The 19231-nt window shown below is 49.9% G+C and carries 13 protein-coding genes; 10 read left to right on the forward strand and 3 right to left on the reverse strand.

Going from position 1 to position 19231, the window contains the following annotated elements; all coding sequences use genetic code 11:
- The first annotated feature begins 25 nt into the window (after positions 1-25).
- From ilvC to IC21_RS06010, 8 genes are all read left to right on the forward strand, one after another.
- Positions 26-1054, forward strand: coding sequence for a ketol-acid reductoisomerase (gene ilvC / locus IC21_RS05975; protein ID WP_017550959.1), 1029 nt, complete (start codon positions 26-28; stop codon positions 1052-1054).
- Positions 1041-2582 carry a 2-isopropylmalate synthase gene (locus IC21_RS05980; RefSeq protein ID WP_029141662.1) on the forward strand — a complete coding sequence of 514 codons (1542 nt, stop codon included), beginning with the start codon at positions 1041-1043 and terminating at the stop codon, positions 2580-2582. Before ilvC ends, IC21_RS05980 begins: the two co-directional genes overlap by 14 nt.
- Before the next feature lie 19 nt (positions 2583-2601).
- Positions 2602-3702 (forward strand): 3-isopropylmalate dehydrogenase, encoded by a 1101-nt coding sequence (gene leuB / locus IC21_RS05985; protein WP_029141661.1) that lies wholly within the window; start codon positions 2602-2604, stop codon positions 3700-3702.
- A 163-nt stretch (positions 3703-3865) separates the two neighbouring features.
- Complete coding sequence (gene leuC, locus IC21_RS05990) at positions 3866-5281, forward strand: 3-isopropylmalate dehydratase large subunit (RefSeq protein WP_029141660.1); 1416 nt, start codon at positions 3866-3868, stop codon at positions 5279-5281.
- Between the two features lie 84 nt (positions 5282-5365).
- Complete coding sequence (gene leuD, locus IC21_RS05995) at positions 5366-5956, forward strand: 3-isopropylmalate dehydratase small subunit (protein WP_013860307.1); 591 nt, start codon at positions 5366-5368, stop codon at positions 5954-5956.
- Positions 5913-6965 (forward strand): threonine ammonia-lyase, encoded by a 1053-nt coding sequence (gene ilvA / locus IC21_RS06000; RefSeq protein WP_019721517.1) that lies wholly within the window; start codon positions 5913-5915, stop codon positions 6963-6965. The genes leuD and ilvA overlap by 44 nt, the downstream gene beginning before the upstream one ends.
- A 147-nt stretch (positions 6966-7112) precedes the next feature.
- Positions 7113-8243: an HAD family hydrolase gene (locus IC21_RS06005; RefSeq protein WP_017552850.1), complete on the forward strand. Its 1131-nt coding sequence runs from the start codon at positions 7113-7115 to the stop codon at positions 8241-8243.
- A gap of 358 nt (positions 8244-8601) precedes the next feature.
- Entirely contained in the window at positions 8602-9630 is a 1029-nt protein-coding gene (locus IC21_RS06010) for a PTS sugar transporter subunit IIC (RefSeq protein ID WP_019721521.1), read from the forward strand.
- 93 nt (positions 9631-9723) lie between these two features.
- On the opposite strand, the gene serA is transcribed toward IC21_RS06010, so the two are convergent.
- The 3 genes from serA to IC21_RS06025 all read right to left on the reverse strand — a co-directional run bounded on the left by serA (position 9724) and on the right by IC21_RS06025 (position 13851).
- On the reverse strand, positions 9724-11349 hold the full coding sequence (serA, locus tag IC21_RS06015; RefSeq protein WP_029141658.1) for a phosphoglycerate dehydrogenase: 1626 nt from the start codon (positions 11347-11349) through the stop codon (positions 9724-9726).
- Positions 11342-12502 (reverse strand): pyridoxal-phosphate-dependent aminotransferase family protein, encoded by a 1161-nt coding sequence (locus IC21_RS06020; RefSeq protein ID WP_029141657.1) that lies wholly within the window; start codon positions 12500-12502, stop codon positions 11342-11344. Before IC21_RS06020 ends, serA begins: the two co-directional genes overlap by 8 nt.
- 386 nt (positions 12503-12888) lie before the next feature.
- Positions 12889-13851 carry a D-2-hydroxyacid dehydrogenase gene (locus IC21_RS06025; protein ID WP_029141656.1) on the reverse strand — a complete coding sequence of 321 codons (963 nt, stop codon included), beginning with the start codon at positions 13849-13851 and terminating at the stop codon, positions 12889-12891.
- A gap of 268 nt (positions 13852-14119) precedes the next feature.
- On the opposite strand from IC21_RS06025, the gene IC21_RS06030 reads away from it, so the two are divergent.
- On the forward strand, positions 14120-16096 hold the full coding sequence (locus tag IC21_RS06030; protein WP_029141655.1) for a methyl-accepting chemotaxis protein: 1977 nt from the start codon (positions 14120-14122) through the stop codon (positions 16094-16096).
- Between the two features lie 518 nt (positions 16097-16614).
- Positions 16615-19026 carry a glycogen/starch/alpha-glucan phosphorylase gene (locus IC21_RS06040; RefSeq protein WP_029141653.1) on the forward strand — a complete coding sequence of 804 codons (2412 nt, stop codon included), beginning with the start codon at positions 16615-16617 and terminating at the stop codon, positions 19024-19026.
- Positions 19027-19231 lie beyond the last annotated feature (205 nt).

Below are 19231 nucleotides of genomic sequence, written 5' to 3' on the forward strand. Positions count from 1 at the left end.
CTTGAACTTAAGGAGAGAATGAAAAATGGCAAAAGTTTATCTTGAAAAAGACATCAAAGAAGAAGCATTGAGAGGGAAAAAAATCGCCGTTGTCGGCTATGGCTCCCAGGGCCATGCCCATGCACAAAACCTTCGTGATAACGGTTTTGACGTTGTTGTCGGTGTCAGGCCGGGCCGGTCGTTTAACCGTGCGGAACAGGACGGATTTTCCGTTAAGCCTGTGAAGGAAGCCGCAAAAGAAGCGGATGTCATCATGATGCTTCTGCCGGATGAGCAGCAAACAAAAGTATACAAAGAAGAAGTGGAAGCAGGGCTCGAACCCGGCAATGCAATCGCATTTGCCCACGGATTCAACATCCATTTTACCCAGATTGTCCCGCCGGAAAATGTTGACGTCTTTATGGTTGCGCCAAAAGGCCCGGGGCATCTCGTCAGAAGGACATTTGAAGAAGGGGCCGGGGTGCCTGCGCTTGTTGCCGTCCACCAGGATGTGACGGGGGAAGCAAAAGACCTGGCGTTTGCTTATGCAAAAGGAATCGGGGCTGCCCGGGCCGGCGTTTTGGAAACAACCTTTAAGGAAGAAACCGAAACGGATTTGTTCGGTGAGCAGGCTGTCCTGTGCGGCGGGTTGACCTCCTTAATCAAAGCCGGTTTTGAAACGTTAACGGAAGCAGGGTACCAGCCGGAACTCGCTTACTTTGAAGTGTGTCATGAGATGAAGCTGATCGTCGATTTGATCTATGAAGGAGGCCTGAAAAATATGCGCTATTCCATCTCTGATACGGCGCAATGGGGCGATTTCGTTTCCGGCCCGCGCGTTGTGAATGAAGATACGAAAAAGCGCATGAAAGAGGTTTTAAAAGATATCCAAAACGGCACATTTGCCAAAGGATGGCTGCTTGAAAACCAGACAAACCGCCCGATGTTCAATGCCATCAACACACGCGAGCAAAATCATCCGCTCGAAAAAGTCGGTGAAGAACTGCGCGATTTAATGCCTTTTGTCAAAAATCCGATTAAACAAAAGGAAGTGGCTGTGAATGCAAAAGGTTAATGTTTTTGACACGACGTTAAGGGACGGGGAACAATCGGCAGGCGTCAACCTCAACACCGTGGAAAAAGTCGAAATTGCCAAACAGCTGGAAAAATTTGGCGTTGATATCATGGAGGCGGGGTTTCCTGCCTCTTCAAAAGGGGATTTTGAAGCGGTTGAAAAAATCGCAAAAACCATCCGGAACAGTTCCGTTACCGGCCTGGCGAGGGCATACAAGCAGGATATTGATGTAGCCTGGGATGCACTGAAGCATTCCGCCGAGCCAAGGATCCATATTTTTCTGGCCACATCGCCGATCCATATGCAATACAAACTGCGAAAAACGCCAGATGAAGTGGCAGCTATCGCTGTTGAGGCTGTGAAATATGCGAAGCAAAAATTCCCGCTGGTGCAATGGTCGGCAGAAGATGCGACAAGGTCGGATAAAGACTTTCTCGTCCGGATCATTACAGAAGTGATCAATGCCGGCGCAAATGTTATCAACCTGCCGGACACCGTCGGTTATACGACGCCGAAAGAATATGGTGCAATGTATGACTATATACGGGAGCACGTTCCGAATATTGATAAAGTCATTTTATCCGCCCACTGCCATGACGATCTCGGGATGGCGACGGCCAATACGCTTTCAGCCATTGAACACGGTGTCCTCCAAGTGGAAGGGACGATCAACGGTATCGGCGAACGGGCCGGCAATGTTGCCCTCGAAGAAGTGGCGGTCGCCCTTCACATCAGGCAGGATTATTACAACAAGAAAACCCGCTTGAAATTGGATGAAATCAAACGCACAAGCCAATTGGTCAGCAAACTGACCGGGATGGTTGTACCAGGCAATAAAGCGGTTGTCGGCGCGAATGCTTTTGCCCACGAATCCGGCATCCACCAGGACGGCGTGTTAAAAGAGGCTTCGACATATGAAATCATCACTCCGGAACTGGTTGGATTCTCAAGCAACCGGCTTGTGCTCGGAAAACATTCCGGCCGCCACGCTTTTAAAGAACGGGCGGCAGCGCTCGGCTTTGATCTTGGCCAGGAAAAACTGAACGAAGCGTTTAAAGCTTTCAAAGCATTGACGGATAAGAAAAAAGAAGTGACCGATGACGATTTGTTCGCCATTTTAGCCGAAAAGCAAACCGATGCGGCAGATGCTGCGCATTATGAACTGGAAAGTGTGCAGGTGCAGTATGGCACATTGAATATTCCGACCGCCACAGTAAGAATCAAAACACCGGAGGGAACGCTTGTTGAAGAAGCCGGCACCGGATCGGGGAGTGTTGAGGCGATTTACCATACGATCACCAAGTTGTTTGACGGTCCGATTGAGTTGAAAGATTATAAACTGCAGTCAGTCGGTTCCGGGCAGGATGCGCTTGCGGATGCTTTTGTCAAAGTGAAATGCGGGGAGTTTGAATGCGGCGGGCGCGGGTCTGCCCAAGACGTACTGGAAGCTTCCGCAAAATCATTTTTAAATGCAATCAACAGGGCGCACGCAATGGAACAGCAATCGAGAAAACAAGTACAGGTGTGATTTTCGGGGAGGAACGACAATGAAAATGAAACTGGCCGTACTGCCCGGCGATGGGATCGGGCCGGAAGTGATGGATGCAGCGATCCGCGTTTTAAAAACAGTGTTGGACAATGACGGGCATGAAGCCGTTTTTGAAAATGCGCTGATTGGGGGCGCCGCCATTGATGAAGCGGGGACGCCCCTACCGGAAGAAACGCTTGACATTTGCCGCAGGAGCGATGCCATTTTGCTCGGCGCGGTAGGGGGGCCGAAATGGGATCATAACCCGGCTTCCCTCCGCCCGGAAAAAGGCCTGCTCGGGCTCCGGAAAGAAATGGGGCTGTTTGCGAACCTGCGCCCGGTTAAAGCATATGCCACACTTTTAAACGCATCGCCTTTAAAACGGGAACGTGTGGAAAACGTCGATCTTGTTATTGTCCGCGAACTGACGGGCGGCCTCTATTTTGGGCGCCCGAGTGAAAGGCGCGGGCCGGGCGAGAATGAAGTGGTAGACACGCTTGCCTATACAAGGGAAGAGATTGAAAGAATTATTGAGAAAGCATTCCAGCTTGCCCAAATCAGAAGAAAAAAACTGGCATCCGTCGATAAGGCGAATGTGCTGGAATCAAGCAGAATGTGGCGCGAAATTGCGGAAGAAACCGCGAAAAAGTATCCGGACGTGGAATTGAGCCATATGCTTGTCGACTCAACTTCGATGCAGCTGATTGCAAATCCGGGCCAATTTGATGTCATTGTAACAGAGAATATGTTCGGCGATATTTTAAGCGATGAAGCGTCCGTGATTACCGGCAGCCTCGGCATGTTGCCATCCGCAAGCCTCCGTTCCGACCGGTTCGGCATGTATGAACCGGTCCACGGCTCCGCGCCGGATATTGCCGGGCAGGGAAAAGCCAACCCGCTCGGGACAGTGCTGTCAGCGGCTTTGATGCTCCGTTATTCGTTCGGGCTTGAGAAAGAAGCGGCGGCCATTGAAAAAGCAGTGGATGATGTGCTTCAAGACGGCTATTGTACAGGCGATTTGCAGGTGGCAAACGGAAAAGTGGTCAGTACAATTGAGCTCACAGACCGGCTGATCGAAAAATTAAATAACAGCGCAGCCCGTCCGCGCATTTTTCAATAAGAGGGCGTATCTTTCAATAAAAAAGGATTTGGCAAGTGGCAGTTTACAGCGGTGCACGTTTTCTGGATGGAAAAACAGCACGGATTTTTAATCATGAAAAAAGGAATTGGCAAAACGGAGATTGATCTCCAAAAAACGAAAAGCGGCAGATGGGAGTGATACGATGGCACCGAAAACGATTATCGATAAAATATGGGAAAACCATTTGGTCCACCGCGAAGAAGGGAAGCCGGACCTGCTCTATATTGATTTGCACCTTGTCCATGAGGTCACGTCCCCGCAGGCGTTTGAGGGGCTGCGGATAAACGGCCGCAAAGTGCGGAGGCCGGATCTAACCTTTGCCACCGTTGATCATAATGTTGCGACAACAAGGGGCCGGATTTCAAAAGACCCGGTCTCGAAAAAACAAATGTCCACTTTGGAAAAAAACTGTGGGGAATTCGGCATCCCGCTTGCCGGCATCAACCATCCGGACCAGGGGATCGTCCACGTCATCGGGCCGGAACTGGGGCTCACCCAGCCCGGGAAAACGATTGTATGCGGCGATTCCCACACGTCCACGCACGGTGCATTTGGCGCCATTGCTTTCGGAATCGGCACGAGTGAAGTGGAACACGTGTTGGCGACCCAGACATTATGGCAAAAGCGCCCGAAAACGATGCAGATCAAAATCAACGGCAAACTCGGGCCGGGCGTGACGGCTAAAGATTTAATCCTTGCCATCATTGCCAAATTCGGGATTGGCGTCGGCACCGGCCATATTGTCGAATACACCGGCGAAGCGATCCGCAATTTGTCAATGGAAGAGCGGATGATCGTCTGCAATATGTCGATTGAAGCAGGAGCCAGGGCAGGGTTGATCAGCCCGGATGAAACGACCATTTCCTTTTTGCGCGGAAGGAAATATGCGCCGAAGGAAGATTTTGAAGAAAAAGCGGCATACTGGCTCTCGCTGGCATCAGATGAAGGCGCCGTCTATGACAAAACGCTTGAAATGGATGCAGCAGAAATTGAGCCGCAGGTCACTTGGGGCACGAACCCTTCCATGTGCCTCCCGGTCAGTGAAAAACTGCCTGATCCGGCTGAAATCAACGATCCCGGCGAACGGCAGGCGGTTGAAAAAGCGTTGCAATACATGGGCCTTGAGCCGGGGATGAAGATTACAGACATCCCTGTCCAGCATGTATTTATCGGTTCATGCACGAACTCGCGGCTTGCCGATTTGCGGGCTGCAGCGGAAATTGTAAAGGGACGGCATGTAAGAGAAGGAGTCCGGGCCCTCATTGTTCCAGGGTCGCAAAGCGTGAAAGCACAGGCGGAAGAAGAAGGACTTGACAAAATATTTACGGAAGCCGGGTTTGAATGGCGCGAGTCGGGCTGCAGCATGTGCCTTGCGATGAATGATGATATTGTCCCGGCCGGAGAACGATGCGCTTCAACATCGAACCGCAATTTCGAAGGCCGGCAGGGGACTGGCGCCAGAACGCATCTTGTCAGCCCGGAGATGGCCGCAGCCGCCGCCATTTACGGCAAATTTGTCGATGTCCGGAAGCTCGGCCAGACTGTGCCGGCCCGCTAAATGGCGGCATGGCGCGCTGCTTCTTTTGCAGCAGGCAGCAGAAGTAAATTCATTCATCTATACGGAGAGAGGGGGCAAAAGCAAATGGAGCCATTTCAAACTTTTTCAGGGCTCGTATTCCCATTGGACCGAAAAAATGTCGATACCGACCAGATCATTCCAAAACAGTTTTTGAAACGGATTGAGCGCAAGGGATTCGGGGAATGTCTGTTTTACAACTGGCGCTTCGATGAAAACGGAAATAAAAGGGAAGATTTTCCTTTAAATGATCCGAAATACGAGGGAGCACAGATTTTAGTGGCAGGCGACAACTTCGGATGCGGCTCTTCACGGGAGCACGCGCCGTGGGCCTTGCAGGATTACGGCTTTAAAGTGGTCATCGCAACAAGTTTTGCTGATATTTTCCATAATAACTGTCTGAAAAACGGGATTTTAACCGTAGAGTTGCCGGAAGAAGAAGTGCGCGAGTTGATTGGCAAGGCACAGGCAGAACGGCTCGTTTTAACGGTTGATCTTGAAAAACAAGTGGTATTAACGGGAGAAAAGTCCATCCACTTTGACATTGATCCGTATCCGAAGAATATGCTGTTAAAGGGACTGGATGAAATCGGGCTGACATTATTGCTTGAAGATGAAATTTCAAAATTTGAAGCGTCTGAAAACGCAGGAGTGTGACGGGAACAATGGGGATTTCTTACAAACGAAAGACATTGTAGCAGCATTTGAAAACTTATTGCCGGTCGTGCACCGGACGCCGTTGAACGAATCGGCGACATTCAATGAAATGGCAGGAACAAGGCTTTACTTTAAAATGGAGAACCTGCAGCGCACCGGGTCTTTTAAAATCAGGGGCGCACTGAATAAAATTACGAACCTGGCAGGGGATGCGAGAAAAAACGGCGTGATTGCGGCATCGGCGGGCAACCATGCGCAGGGTGTCGCTTTTTCGGCAACGAAACAGGGGTTGAAGGCAAAAATATATATGCCGGAAAAAACGCCGCTTGCCAAAGTGTTGGCAACAAAGGCGTATGGCGCGGAAGTCGTGCTGACCGGCGAATCCTTTCAGGAAGCGTATGAAGCAGCTGTGTTGGACCAGCAAATCACAGGCGCAACGTTTATTCACCCGTTTGACGATTATGAAGTGATGGCCGGCCAGGGCACGATTGCCCTCGAAATGATCCAGCAATGCGCGGATCTTGATACGGTTGTGATTCCGGTCGGGGGCGGCGGTTTAATTGCTGGCATGGCCTGCCTCCTGAAAAATTATGATCCGAAAATCCGCGTCATCGGCGTGCAGTCCGAGGGGGCGCCTGCTGTTTATAACCGCTTTAAAGGGATGGGAAACAGTCGGCTCGAACATGTTTCGGGCATCGCGGACGGCATTCTTGTAAAAGAGACCGGCCAGCTGACTTTTCCGTTAATCAGCAAGTATGTGGATGATGTCGTGACGGTGAGCGATGAAGACATTGCCATTGCCATCATTTATATGCTCGAACGTGAAAAAATGTTTGTCGAAGGGGCAGGAGCGGCGGCTTTCGCGGCTGTATTAAGCGGCAAAGTTGGCGTTTCGGGAAAGCATATTGGCATTGTTGTAAGCGGCGGAAATGCTGATCTGGATAAAATCTCCCACTTCAAACGGCTGGCTGCGGCCGGCAAAAAAAAACATAAGGTTGTTTCGCTTTAGAACCGGGCACCAGCAGGCCGGGGCATGCCAGGCGTGTTCACCAGGCTTGCCCCGGGGCGCCTTTTCTTTAATGCAGGCCGAAAAGTGAAAAAACGATACAAAAAAACAGCATCCTTTGTTACACTGATGTAGGAAAGAGGTGAAGAGATGATTCAAACGGTATTATTTGATGTGGACGGGGTATTGCTGAGCGAGGAACGTTATTTTGACGCATCCGGCTTGACCGTCTGGGAATTGATACATAGCGGCCATTATTTAGGGCTCGCACCGGAACAATTTAAAACAGCCTTAACAGATGAGGAAATCAGGCGGATCCGGGCTGATGTTTTTCAGCATGATGAAGTGTTGCGGTTTTTAAAATCGCGCGGCATGAACGCCAACTGGGATATGATTTATTTGACGTTCACCTGCCAGCTGTTACACTTGCTTTCGCAAATAAAGGAAGAGGAAGCAGGCCGGATCCGCGGCTGGCTGGCGCGTGAAATCGATTATGAAACGCTTCATGAAATCCGCGGGGTGCTTGCACACTATCCGGTTGAAACCGACTACGGCATATTTTTAAACTGGTTTGCAAAGAGGCCCGAAACAAAACAGGATTTGTTGAAAGTGCTGGACCAGCTTGCTTATGAAATCTTCGGGCTTACAGATACGCAGCTTGGCAAAAAAGGCGCGCTCTGGTCGGTGTGCGAGCAGATTTCCCAGGAATGGTATGTCGGCGACCAAAATATTATGGCCTCTACCGGGAAGCCGAGCGTGCAAACGGGGAAAAAAGGCTTTCTCGATGAAGAGATCCCGCTTGCCGAACCGGAAAAAATCGGTGCCTTGTTTTCCTTTTTGGCGGAGAAAGGGCTGAAACTCGGCGTCGGCACGGGGAGGCCGCAGCTTGAAACGTACGGGCCGTTCCGGGCGCTTGGCTGGCTGCCGCTGTTTCATGAGGCGCATATCGTGACGGCGGACGACGTTTTAAAGGCGGAAGAGGAGCTTGGAGGCCATACGCCGCTTGCAAAGCCGAATCCTTTTACCTACCTGCTTGCTTTAAAAGGGAAAAACACGCCCACCCGCGACTGTGCGGAATGCAGCCTCCCGCTTGAAAACGGGCAGGAAATCCTGATTGTCGGGGACTCGCTCGCGGACCTGCTTGCTGCAAAAAAAATAGGCGCCCAATTTGCCGGCATCTTAACCGGCTTGTCCGGAAAAGAAGCAAAAGCCGAATTTGAAGAACACGGGGCAGATTATATTTTTGAGAATGTAGTAGGCCTCAAAAACATATTTTTGTAGACTGCTGGGGTATGCTGAGGCATGCCTCTTTTTCGCAGGATATTCCGCGCCGTAAAAAACGGCAATTTCCGAAAAAATTTTTTTGCAGGGAAACCTTACATGATCACTTTATTAATATAGTGTAATTTTTCCAGTTCCTCTATAAAAACGGGATGAAAAGTTTGGAAAAATATTTTTAAATAAAATTAAATGTTGACTTTATTTTAAAATTAATGTAATATTTCAACATCACAAAAGAAGGAGCAGAAATCAAGGTGGAAACCCGTAAGAACCTTCATTTTGCGGAAATCGTTGAAGTCCTGAAAATAAAACAGAAACGGTGATCTTTTAATTCGGAGTATTTCAAGGAGTGGGAAAGATGAAACAAGCAACTAAAGATTATGTAATTGACAGGGCATATAAAGCATCGGCCGGGGTAGCAAACGCTGTGCTCGTGACTTTGGGGCTGGGCCTTTTGTTTGAAACGTTCGGGAAATTCCTCGGCTGGGACGGCTTTTTGGCCATCGGGGCGGCGACGAAATCGCTGTTGGCGCCGGCCATCGGCGCAGGGATTGCATATCAGCTTGGCGGCAATACATTGGTCATTTTCAGTTCGATGGCTTGTGCGGCGGTTGGCGGAAATGCGATCGGCACCACCCAGGACGGCTTGATTACGATTGTCACCGGACAGCCTGTAAGTGCTGTGCTGGCTGCAGTTGTTGCAACGTGGGTCGGGAAGCGCGTGTCCGGCAAAACGAAGCTCGATATGATGGCAATTCCGTTTGCCGCCATTCTTGCCGGCGGTGTTGCCGGCGTTGGCCTTGCTGCTGTCACCACGCCGTTTTTGCAATGGCTGAGCGGTGAAATTACGGCCTCTGTACAAGGTTCGCCGCTTTTCGGTTCAATGGTTGTATCGCTCGTCTGGAGCATCCTGCTCATGTCACCTGCTTCTTCGGCCGCGCTTGCCATTGCGTTGCAGCTTGATCCGGTATCCAGCGCAGCTGCACTGATCGGCTGTACGGTCCAGTTTGTCGGTTTTACGGCAATGTCGCTGAAACAAAATGACTGGGGCGGCAATATTGCACAGTCCTTGATTACGCCAAAAGTCCAGTTCCCAAATTTGGTGAAAAATCCGCGCCTTGTCATTCCGCCGTTTGTTTCGTCGCTCATTTGCGCGCCGGTTGCAACGATGATGTTTCACTTGAAAGTGCCGTATGAACTCGGCGGGCTCGGCCTGAATTCATTAATTGCGCCGCTTAATATTCTCGCCAACCAGGGAACCGGCCCGCTGCTTGCTTATGTTGCGGCAGGTGTGATTTTACCCATTTTTACGACGCTCGGCATCTATCATTTCCTTAAATTGTTCGGCTGGGCAAAAGCCGGCGACCTCAGAATGGAAGTCCAATAATACCGGAAAGTAAAGCCGGGCCGTACAAGCCCGGTTTTTGCCTGTATCCGAAAAAAAAAGCATTCACAGCGTTTTGCCGTGAATGCTTTTTATTTATACTTCTACAAAAGGTTCTTCCTGAAAGGTATAGCCGGTTGCGAGTTCCAAAGTCTGGACGGCTTTAATGCCGATGATCTCTTTTAATTGGTCCAGCACTTGCCGGCTTGCGGTTTTATCGAGCGTGAGCACCATGATCGCTTCCCCACCGATTTCTTTCCGGCCCACCTGCATCGTGCCGATATTCGTGTCGTTGCTGCCGAGAATCGAACCGACCCGGCCGATCATGCCCGGGATGTCCAGATGCCGGATATAAAGAAGGTGCTGTTCCGGGCGGAGATCGACGCGGTAATCGTTCAGCTTCACGATGCGGCCGCCGAACCCGTTAATGATCGAAGCGCCGATATTCACTTGTTTGCCTTTTTTATACAGCGCCAGTTCCAGATAATTGGAAAAGCCCTTAAGCGACGCATTGCGCTGCAGATTGTATGTCAAGCCCTGTTCCTTTAAGAGATGAAGGGCATTGACAAGATTGACGGTGCTGCCGAGGTGGCGCGCCAGGATCCCTTTGATGATCGTTCTTGTCAGCAGTTTTGTATCTTCATCCAAAAGCTCGCCGGCGTACGTAATTTCAATTTTTTCCGGCGCTTCATCCAAAAGCTGGATGCCGAGTTGTGCCACCTGTTCGCCAAGAAGGAGGAACGGTTCCATCCGTTCGCGGTTTTCCCCGGAAGTTTGCGGCATATTGATGGCATTGCGGATTTCCTCAGATTCAAAGATATGGATGATTTCGTCGCTGACATCCGCCGCCACCCGGACCTGTGCTTCGCGGGTCGACGCGCCGAGATGCGGGGTTACAATAACATTCGGCAGTTCCAAAAGCCCCGGTGTGATGTCCGGCTCGTTTTCAAAAACGTCCAAGGCGGCCCCTGCAACGCGGCCTTCCTGAAGCGCCTGAAGCAGCGCCTGTTCGTCAACGAGCCCGCCGCGTGCGCAATTGATGATGCGGACACCTTTTTTCGTTTTTGCCAAAAATGCTTCATTGATCAAATGCTTCGTTTCTTTCATCAGCGGCGTATGGAGCGTGATGAAATCAGCCCGGGCGGCAATTTCGCCAAGCGTTGCTTTTTTGATGCCAAGCTTGGCCGCGCGTTCTTCGGTTAAATACGGGTCGTACCCGAGCACGGCCATTCCGAATGCTTTTGCCCGTTTCGCCACTTCTGTCCCGATTTTGCCCGTTCCGATTACGCCGAGCGTTTTCTTGAAAAGCTCGACGCCTTTGAACTTTTCGCGCTCCCATTTTCCCGCGGATGCGGACTTGTGTGCCTGCGGGATATTGCGGGAAAGGGAAAGCATCATGGCGAGTGTATGCTCCGTTGCGGAAATCGTGTTTCCTCCCGGCGAATTGACGACAATAATCCCTTTTCTCGTCGCAGCATCGACATCAATATTGTCAACGCCGACCCCGGCCCTTGCAATGACGCGCAAATTGCCGGATGCCTCAATGATGTCTTTTGTCACTTTTGTTTGGTTCCGCACAATCAGCCCGTCATACTGGCCGATCCTGGCTTTTAAATCTTCCGGCGCAATGCCCGGCTGGTGCTCAACTAAAAAATCTTTGTGCGCATACAGTTTTTTCAAGCCTTCTTCGCTTACTTTATCCGTTACTAAAATTTTAAACATGCGCTTTCCATGCCTCCTCCGCTTTTTTCACTGCAATGCCGAATGTATCCCTTCCGTTCAGTTCGTGTACCGCCATTTCCAGCGCGGTTAAAACGTTGATCACGTCAAAAGGGGTGCTGTACCCCATATGGCCAATCCGGAAAATTTTTCCCTTCAACTGCTTTTGCCCGCTTGCGACAACCATTGAAAAATGATCCTGCAAATATTTTTTGATTGCCCCGGCCTGTTCGCCATCCGGTTTCACCGCTGTGACGGTCGGCGAAGCATCCGCATCGTTTTCGACAAGGAGCGGAAGGCCCAAAGCTTTCACGCCGGCGCGGGTCATATCGCGCAAAATTTCATGGCGCTTGATGACATTGCCCCAGCCTTCTTCCTCAATCATCCGGCACACTTCTTCCGCGCCAAACACGAGGGAAACGGGCGGGGTGAACGGTGTTGTCACGGCTTCATCATATGAATCGATATACCGGTTCAAGTCGAGATAAAACCGTTTTTCCGGTCCGTTCTTGATTGCCTCTTTGGCCCGTTTATTGACGGCGACAAAGGCAAGGCCCGGCGGCAGCATGAGCGCTTTTTGCGAACCGGAAACAAGGATATCAATCTGGTAATCTTCCATATCCGCGGGCACGCCGCCAATGCAGCTGACGCCGTCAACGATATACAAGGCATCGGTCAGCCGTTTTACAACGGCGCCAAGGTCTTTCACCGGGTTCAACACCGAGGTGGATGTTTCGCAAAAGGTGGCAAAAACCGCTTTGACCGGATCTTTTAGCCCCTTAAGGAACGTTTCCAGCTGTTCCGGGCGGCAGGCGGTTCCCCATTCTATATTGAGGCGGTGGACATGGGCGCCGTATGATTCGCAAATGGAAGCAAAACGCTCCCCGAACACGCCGGTGACAACGACAACGACATGGTCGCCTTCATGGACAACGTTGCAGACGGCGCTTTCCAGTGCGGATGTCCCGCTGCCGGCAATGACAACCACCGGTTCTTTTGTGCCAAAGACCGGCATCAGTTTTGTCGCCACTTGCTTCAGGCTATTTGAAAAGACTTCACTGCGGTGGGCGACCATAGGCTGGTTCATGGCCTGTTTTACACGGTCCGGTACGGGTGTTGGACCTGGTGTGAATAGCGATTCCTTACAAAAAAGCATGAGTACGTCAATCCTCCAATATAAAATTAAAATAAAACGCCCCTCCGCCACAAAGAAATCCTTGTGGAGGAGGGACGTCATGTACCGTGGTGCCACCCTCTTTTGCTGCGTACGGCAGCCTCTGGGAAAATAACGGCATATGCCGGGTGCGGCCTACATCACTTTCGGCCGGCCAGTTCAGAAGCGCTGGGCATTGTATCAGCAAAAGCATCGGTTCGCAGCAACCACCGACTCTCTGCGGCTTTTTGCAAATACGCCTTCTTCATCATTACTTTTCGAATATCATTTTGCTCTGTGCTAAATATTCTAACAGCTGGTTTTAGTTCTGTAAAGGGAAAAATGAAATAATTTAAAAATCATCGTATTTTTTGATTCGCGCAAAAAGGTTAATAACCTTTTTTGTAGTCGACAAGATGAATGTCCGGCTTGCTGCCAGCGAGGTACCGTTTTAAATTCGGGATGAAGATATCCCGGACAACCCGTTCGTCGTAATGTTCGGTTGAGCCGGCGGTGTGCGGGGTGATGATCACATTTTCCAGCTCCCAAAGCGGGCTGTCTTCAGGGAGCGGTTCCTTTTCAAACACATCCAGCCCGGCGCCGGCAATTTCGCCGGAGGCAAGGGCATCGGCCAGTTCTTTTTCATTTGCGATTTCCCCTCTGCCGATATTGATAAAAAATGCAGACGGCTTCATCCGGGCAAATGCTTCTTTCCCGAATAAATGGTACGTTTCTTTCGTAAGCGGCAGGCAGACGGCGACATAATCACAAAGCGGAAGCATATCATGGAGCTGCCCGTTGGTATACATTTCGTCTACAAACCCGGCAGGCGCACCGGAACGCCGCACGCCCAGCACTTTCATCCCGAAGGCTTTGGCAATTTTTGCCGTTTCAAGCCCGATTTCCCCGACACCGATAATGCCGATCACCTTTTCGTGCATTTCCAGTTTTAACCCGGCATGGTCCCATTTCTTTTTCGTTTGATTTCTGACATATGTATGGATTTTCCTTGTCAATGCCAGCATCATTGCAAAAATGGTTTCAGAAATCGGATAGGCGTGGATGCCGCTTGCGGAAGTCAGAAAGAGCCCCTTTTTCTCAAATTGTTCGAGCGGGAAACTGTTCACCCCCGCACTCCAGCTTTGAACCCAGCGGAGAGCGGAATCTTCCGATAATGCATCTTTTTCCATTTTCTTTCGAAAGCTCGCAATTACTTCAGCTTTCTTCACTTCACTCTGCCAATGCGCCGGATCTTTTCCGGCCAGTATGCGCCATTCCGGAACCAGTTTCCTGATTTCACCAAGCAGGCCGGGGGCAAGATTTTCTGCAATAATCATGGTTCTTTCCGCCATCAAACTCCCTCCTTTATTCCATTAAATCATATATTCGATATACCATAAAAAATTTCCTGCTTATTCTGGTAATTCCTGCCATAAACTTTTCACATTTGCAAAAACCGCCATCCCTTCAGCCTGTAAGCCTTATCAATTATTTGCACGCATGTTTCCGGGTATAAAGACCTATGAAAAAGTAACTAAAAGGTACGATAAAAGAATTGGTGATATCCGCAAAAGAATTAGTGATATCCGCTATGAAAATGATTAAAGGAGTTGCCCTGTTATGCGAAAGATGGTAGAAAAACATGTACGATGGAATATGAAAGCGAAATTGATTGTTTCTATCCTCGCGATCCTGCTCGTTCCATCTGTACTGATCGGATATTTTTCAATAAAATCAGCAGGAAGTGAAGTCCAATCGCAAATGCTGAATGCCGCTACGGAAAATGTCAATCTGTTGCAGAATATCATCCATGATGCGATCCAGCCGAGCATGGATGATGTGGATTATTTTTCTAAAAGAATTTCGGCCCAAACGGAAAAAAAACCGTCCGAAATCAAGTCGATGTTCAGCCTGTACGCAAACCTGCATAACAATGTCCGGAATGTTTACGTTGGGACAGCATCCGGGAAAATGATGATCGAACCGAATGTCAACTTGCCTGCAGGCTATGATCCAAGGCAAAGGCCGTGGTATAAGGAAGCGATGGAACAGCCCGGAAAAGTGATTGTGACAGCCCCGTACCAGGACGCGACCACGGGGGAAACGATTGTCACCATTGCCAAAACGGCGCAAGACAACTCCGGGGTTGTCGCAGTTGACCTGAAAATGAGCGCGCTCCAAAAAATGGCGAAAGAAATCAAAATCGGGAAAAACGGGTATGCGGTGCTTGTAGACCCGGCGCGCCGCATCGTCGTGATGCCGGGAAGAAAACCGGGGGCGTATGCAAAAGAAAAAGTGTATGATACCGTATTTAACCATGTTTCCGGACACACTTCCTATACGTATCAGGGGAAGGAAAAAATGATGATTTATACAACCGACAGCCTGACGGGTTGGAAAATTGCAGGGACAATGTATGCCGATGAGGTCGGCAAAGCTGTACAGCCGATCATTGACCGGATGATTCTTGTCATCGTCATTTTTCTCGTTCTCGGTACGGCATTAGCCTATTTTGTCATCCGTTCTGTGACACGGCCGATTAACCGCCTGAAAGAAGCGGCATTAAAAATTTCCTCAGGGGACTTAACAGAGGAAATTGATATCCGGAAAAAAGATGAAGTCGGCGAACTGGCTGTAAGTTTTAAAAAAATGCAGGACAGCCTGCGCGACCTTCTCGACCAGGTCGATAAAAGCGCGGAGATGGTCGTTTCCTCTTCCGAAGAGCTGAAGGCAAATGCGGAAAATACAACGCAGGCAAGCCATGAAATCAACTCCGCTGCTGCCCAGATTGCAAGCGGTGCGGAAACACAGACGAACGGCACGGAAAACAGCGCCCAGGCGATGAGCGAAATCGCAAAAGCAATGGAAAAAGTAACCGACAGTACGATGGCGATTTCCAGCCTGTCCAATGCCACGCTTGAACATGCGAAACAAGGCGGCGAGGCTGTCCGTGAGACGGTTGCACAAATGAAGTCCATTGCCGGTTCTGTCGCGCAATCTAACGCAAAAATCCAGGCACTCTTTGAAAATTCGAAGCAAATCAGCCAAATTACAGAAGTGATAAAAGGAATTGCGGCCCAGACGAATTTGCTTGCTTTAAATGCAGCGATTGAAGCGGCAAGGGCGGGCGAGCACGGAAAAGGGTTTGCGGTCGTGGCAGACGAAATCCGGAAATTGGCCGACCAGTCGCAAAACTCGACCAAAGAAATTGAAAAGCTGATTACGCAAATCCAGCATGATACGGAAGATTCCGTCCGCGAAATGGAACAAGTGTCCAAAGATGTGGAAGCCGGCGTGTCACGTTCCAAAGATTCGATCGGAAAATTTGACACGATCATGAACGGGATGAAAGAAATCACACCGCAAGTAGAAGAAATGGCGGCGATCTCGGAAGAAATTTCCGCCTCCGTCCAGGAAGTGACTTCGACTGCGAACGAACTTGCCCAAATTGCTGAAGAAAATGCGGCGGCAACCGAAGAAATGGCCGCTTCCATTGAAAGCCACCTGAAATCGATGGATGACATCAGCGATTCGGCCAGAGCGTTGTCCTATCTGGCGGAGTACTTGCAGGAAATGGTGAAGAAATACAAGTTTTAAAGAAGAAGCGCCCAAAGCAGGAATCCTGCTTTAGGCGCTTTTTTTGGCGCATGGATTCAACTGAAAACGGGTTCCGCCCGGGCAAAGCAAAAGGCAATGCAAGTGCGGGAATTTTTGGGGATGAATTTTGCCCGCCGCACAACGGCTGTGGCAGTTGCCACGCGAGAAAACGATGGAGCAGCGGCCACAAAAGGGCTTCGGAGCGCCGGCAAAATATTTTCGGTGACAATGGCTCCGGCGTCCTTTAAAATAAAACTATGAAGCGGATGAACAAATTTTTTGAAAAAGGAAATGACCTTATATGGGGGAAGAGAAAAGCATGCATCAATATGTCAATTGGCCTGATGTGGTTTTTCAGTTGGGCTGGCTTATTTTTCTTTGTGCCGCCGGATTTGCGATTTATAAAATCTTGAAAATCAGGAAAATGAAGACTCAGCATTTGAAAAAATAGTGCAGGAACGGCTCTGGACCTCTCCGGAGAAAGGGCTGCAGGACGGGCAAAAACGGGAGGAAATGGGATGGAACTCACAAAGGAACAATTTAAGGCCGATTTCGAAAGGATGCTGTCGGACTGCTTCACAATGGATGTGGAAAAATCTGATTTGACAGAACAGTATGTGACACTCGGAAAATTGATCGGTTCATATGCAGCGAAAGAATGGCGGAACACGAATCAGCGTTACTTGGAAAAAGGGGAGAAACAAGTTTACTATTTTTCAATGGAATTTTTGCTCGGCAGGATGTTGAAAAGCAATTTGTTCAACCTTGGCATTCTCGATACAGTCCGGGCGGGGCTTCAAGAAATGGGGATGGAACTCGAGGCATTGGAACAGGTGGAACTGGATGCCGGGCTGGGAAACGGCGGCCTTGGCCGGCTGGCAGCTTGTTTCATCGACTCAATGGCGACACATGCGATCCCCGGGCACGGAAACGGTATCCGTTTTAAGTACGGGCTTTTCAGGCAGAAGTTTGTCAACGGCTACCAGGTCGAACTGCCTGAAAATTGGCTGCGGAATGGCAATGTGTGGGAGACCCGCCGGCTGAACAAGGCGGTAAATGTGCGGTTTTACGGCAACGTCCGGCTTGAGAAAGACGCATCGGGACATCTTGTCCCCCATTATGAAAATGAAGAAACGGTGCTTGCCGTGCCGTATGATACCCCGGTAATCGGTTACGGGGACAACACGGTCAACACTTTAAGATTGTGGTCGGCAGAAATGCCGCTTGAGGATGCGAACACGGAGTACCATGCTTTTATTCAGCAGCAGAGCCGGATCGAAAGCATTTCCGAAGTGCTGTATCCGGACGATTCCAATTATGAAGGGCGCCTGTTGCGTTTGAAGCAAGAATATTTTTTCGTCTCGGCCGGCATTCAAAGCATTATCCGCACCTATAAAAAACTCGGCCTGCCGATTGCGCATCTGGCCGAAAAAGTCGCCATCCACATCAATGATACACACCCGGCATTGTGTGTCCCCGAACTGATGCGCATTTTACTGGATGAGGAAGGGATGGGCTGGGAACCGGCATGGGATGTGACGGTAAAAGTGCTCAGCTATACCAACCATACCATTATGTCCGAAGCGCTGGAAAGCTGGCCGACAGATATGATGGCACAGCTTTTGCCACGCATTTATCAAATCATTTGCGAAATTGACCGCCGCTATATAGAGGATATGGCCCGTTTGTATGACCGGGATAAGATTGAGCGGACAAGGGTGATTTCGGACGGGAGCGTGAAGATGGCACACCTTGCGATCATCGGGAGCCACAGCATCAACGGGGTGGCAAAGCTCCATACGAATATTTTGAAAGAAAAAGTGCTTCGTGACTTCTACTGCATTTTCCCGTCCAGATTTAACAATAAAACAAACGGCATTACCCACCGGCGCTGGCTGCTGCTTTCCAATGAACCGCTGCGTAGTTTTATTGACAGCAAAATCGGCAGGGAGTGGGCGGCGAAACCGACTGACCTGAAAATGCTCGAACCTTTCCGCCGCGACGAAAGCGCACTCAGGCAACTTGCCGAAATCAAACAAACCAATAAGCAGCGGCTCGCGGACTATATCGAGAAAACGACAGGGCTTGCCATCCGGACAGATGCCATTTTTGATGTGCAGGTCAAACGTTTCCATGCTTATAAAAGGCAGCTGCTGAATCTTTTGCATATTTTAAGCTTGTATTTTAAATTGAAGGATGAACCGGAAGCAGATATTTACCCGCGCGTCTTCATTTTTGGCGGCAAAGCGGCACCGAGTTACACCTATGCCAAGGAAATCATTAAGCTGATAAACGCAGCGGCGGATCTGATTAACCATGACCCGGCAGTGAGGGACAGGCTGAAGATCGTTTTTATTGAAAATTACGGTGTGTCGCTGGCCGAGCGGATCATCCCGGCGGCTGACGTGAGCGAACAGATTTCACTCGCATCCAAGGAAGCGTCTGGGACGAGCAATATGAAGTTTATGCTCAATGGCGCGGTCACATTGGCCACGCTGGACGGTGCCAATGTCGAAATCCGCGATCTCGTCGGGGAGGACAATATTATCCTCTTCGGGCTGACCGATCAGGAAGTTTTCCAATATTACCATGACATGTCTTATCATTCTTATGATTATTATAAGAACAATCCGGTGCTGCACCGTGTGCTCGATGCGCTGATTGACGGCTCGATTCCTGGGGTGCAGGCGGAAGGGCGGGATGTCTTTGATTCCCTGATTAAATACGGGGATGAGTTTTTTGTATTAAGAGATTTCGAGGATTACGCGCTGGCGCAGAAAAAAGTGGACAAGCTTTACCGCGAGCCGCTCAAATGGCAGGAGATGGCACTCGTCAATATTGCCAATGCCGGCGTATTTTCCTCTGATTATACCGTGCTCAAGTATGCCGGCGAGATTTGGAACGTGCATAGCAAAACAAGGCTTTTTTAACGGATTTCTGAAAGGCTTCCTGCAGGGGAAAACTCGAAAAGGACTGTTTGCTTTCAGCTGCTGCATACTGCCCGGAATTCCTCCGCTAAAAAGCAGCCGGCAAGGGCCGGGCTTTTCATGGGGGGACCGGGCATCCAGCAGCATAAGCCGTTTTCCGAAATTAAATTTTGTCCGAATTTTTGCTTTTCTGCAGGAAAATATGCCG

Origin of the sequence: Heyndrickxia coagulans DSM 1 = ATCC 7050 (assembly GCF_000290615.1) — a bacterium.
GTDB classification, from domain to species: Bacteria; Bacillota; Bacilli; order Bacillales; family Bacillaceae_C; genus Weizmannia; species Weizmannia coagulans.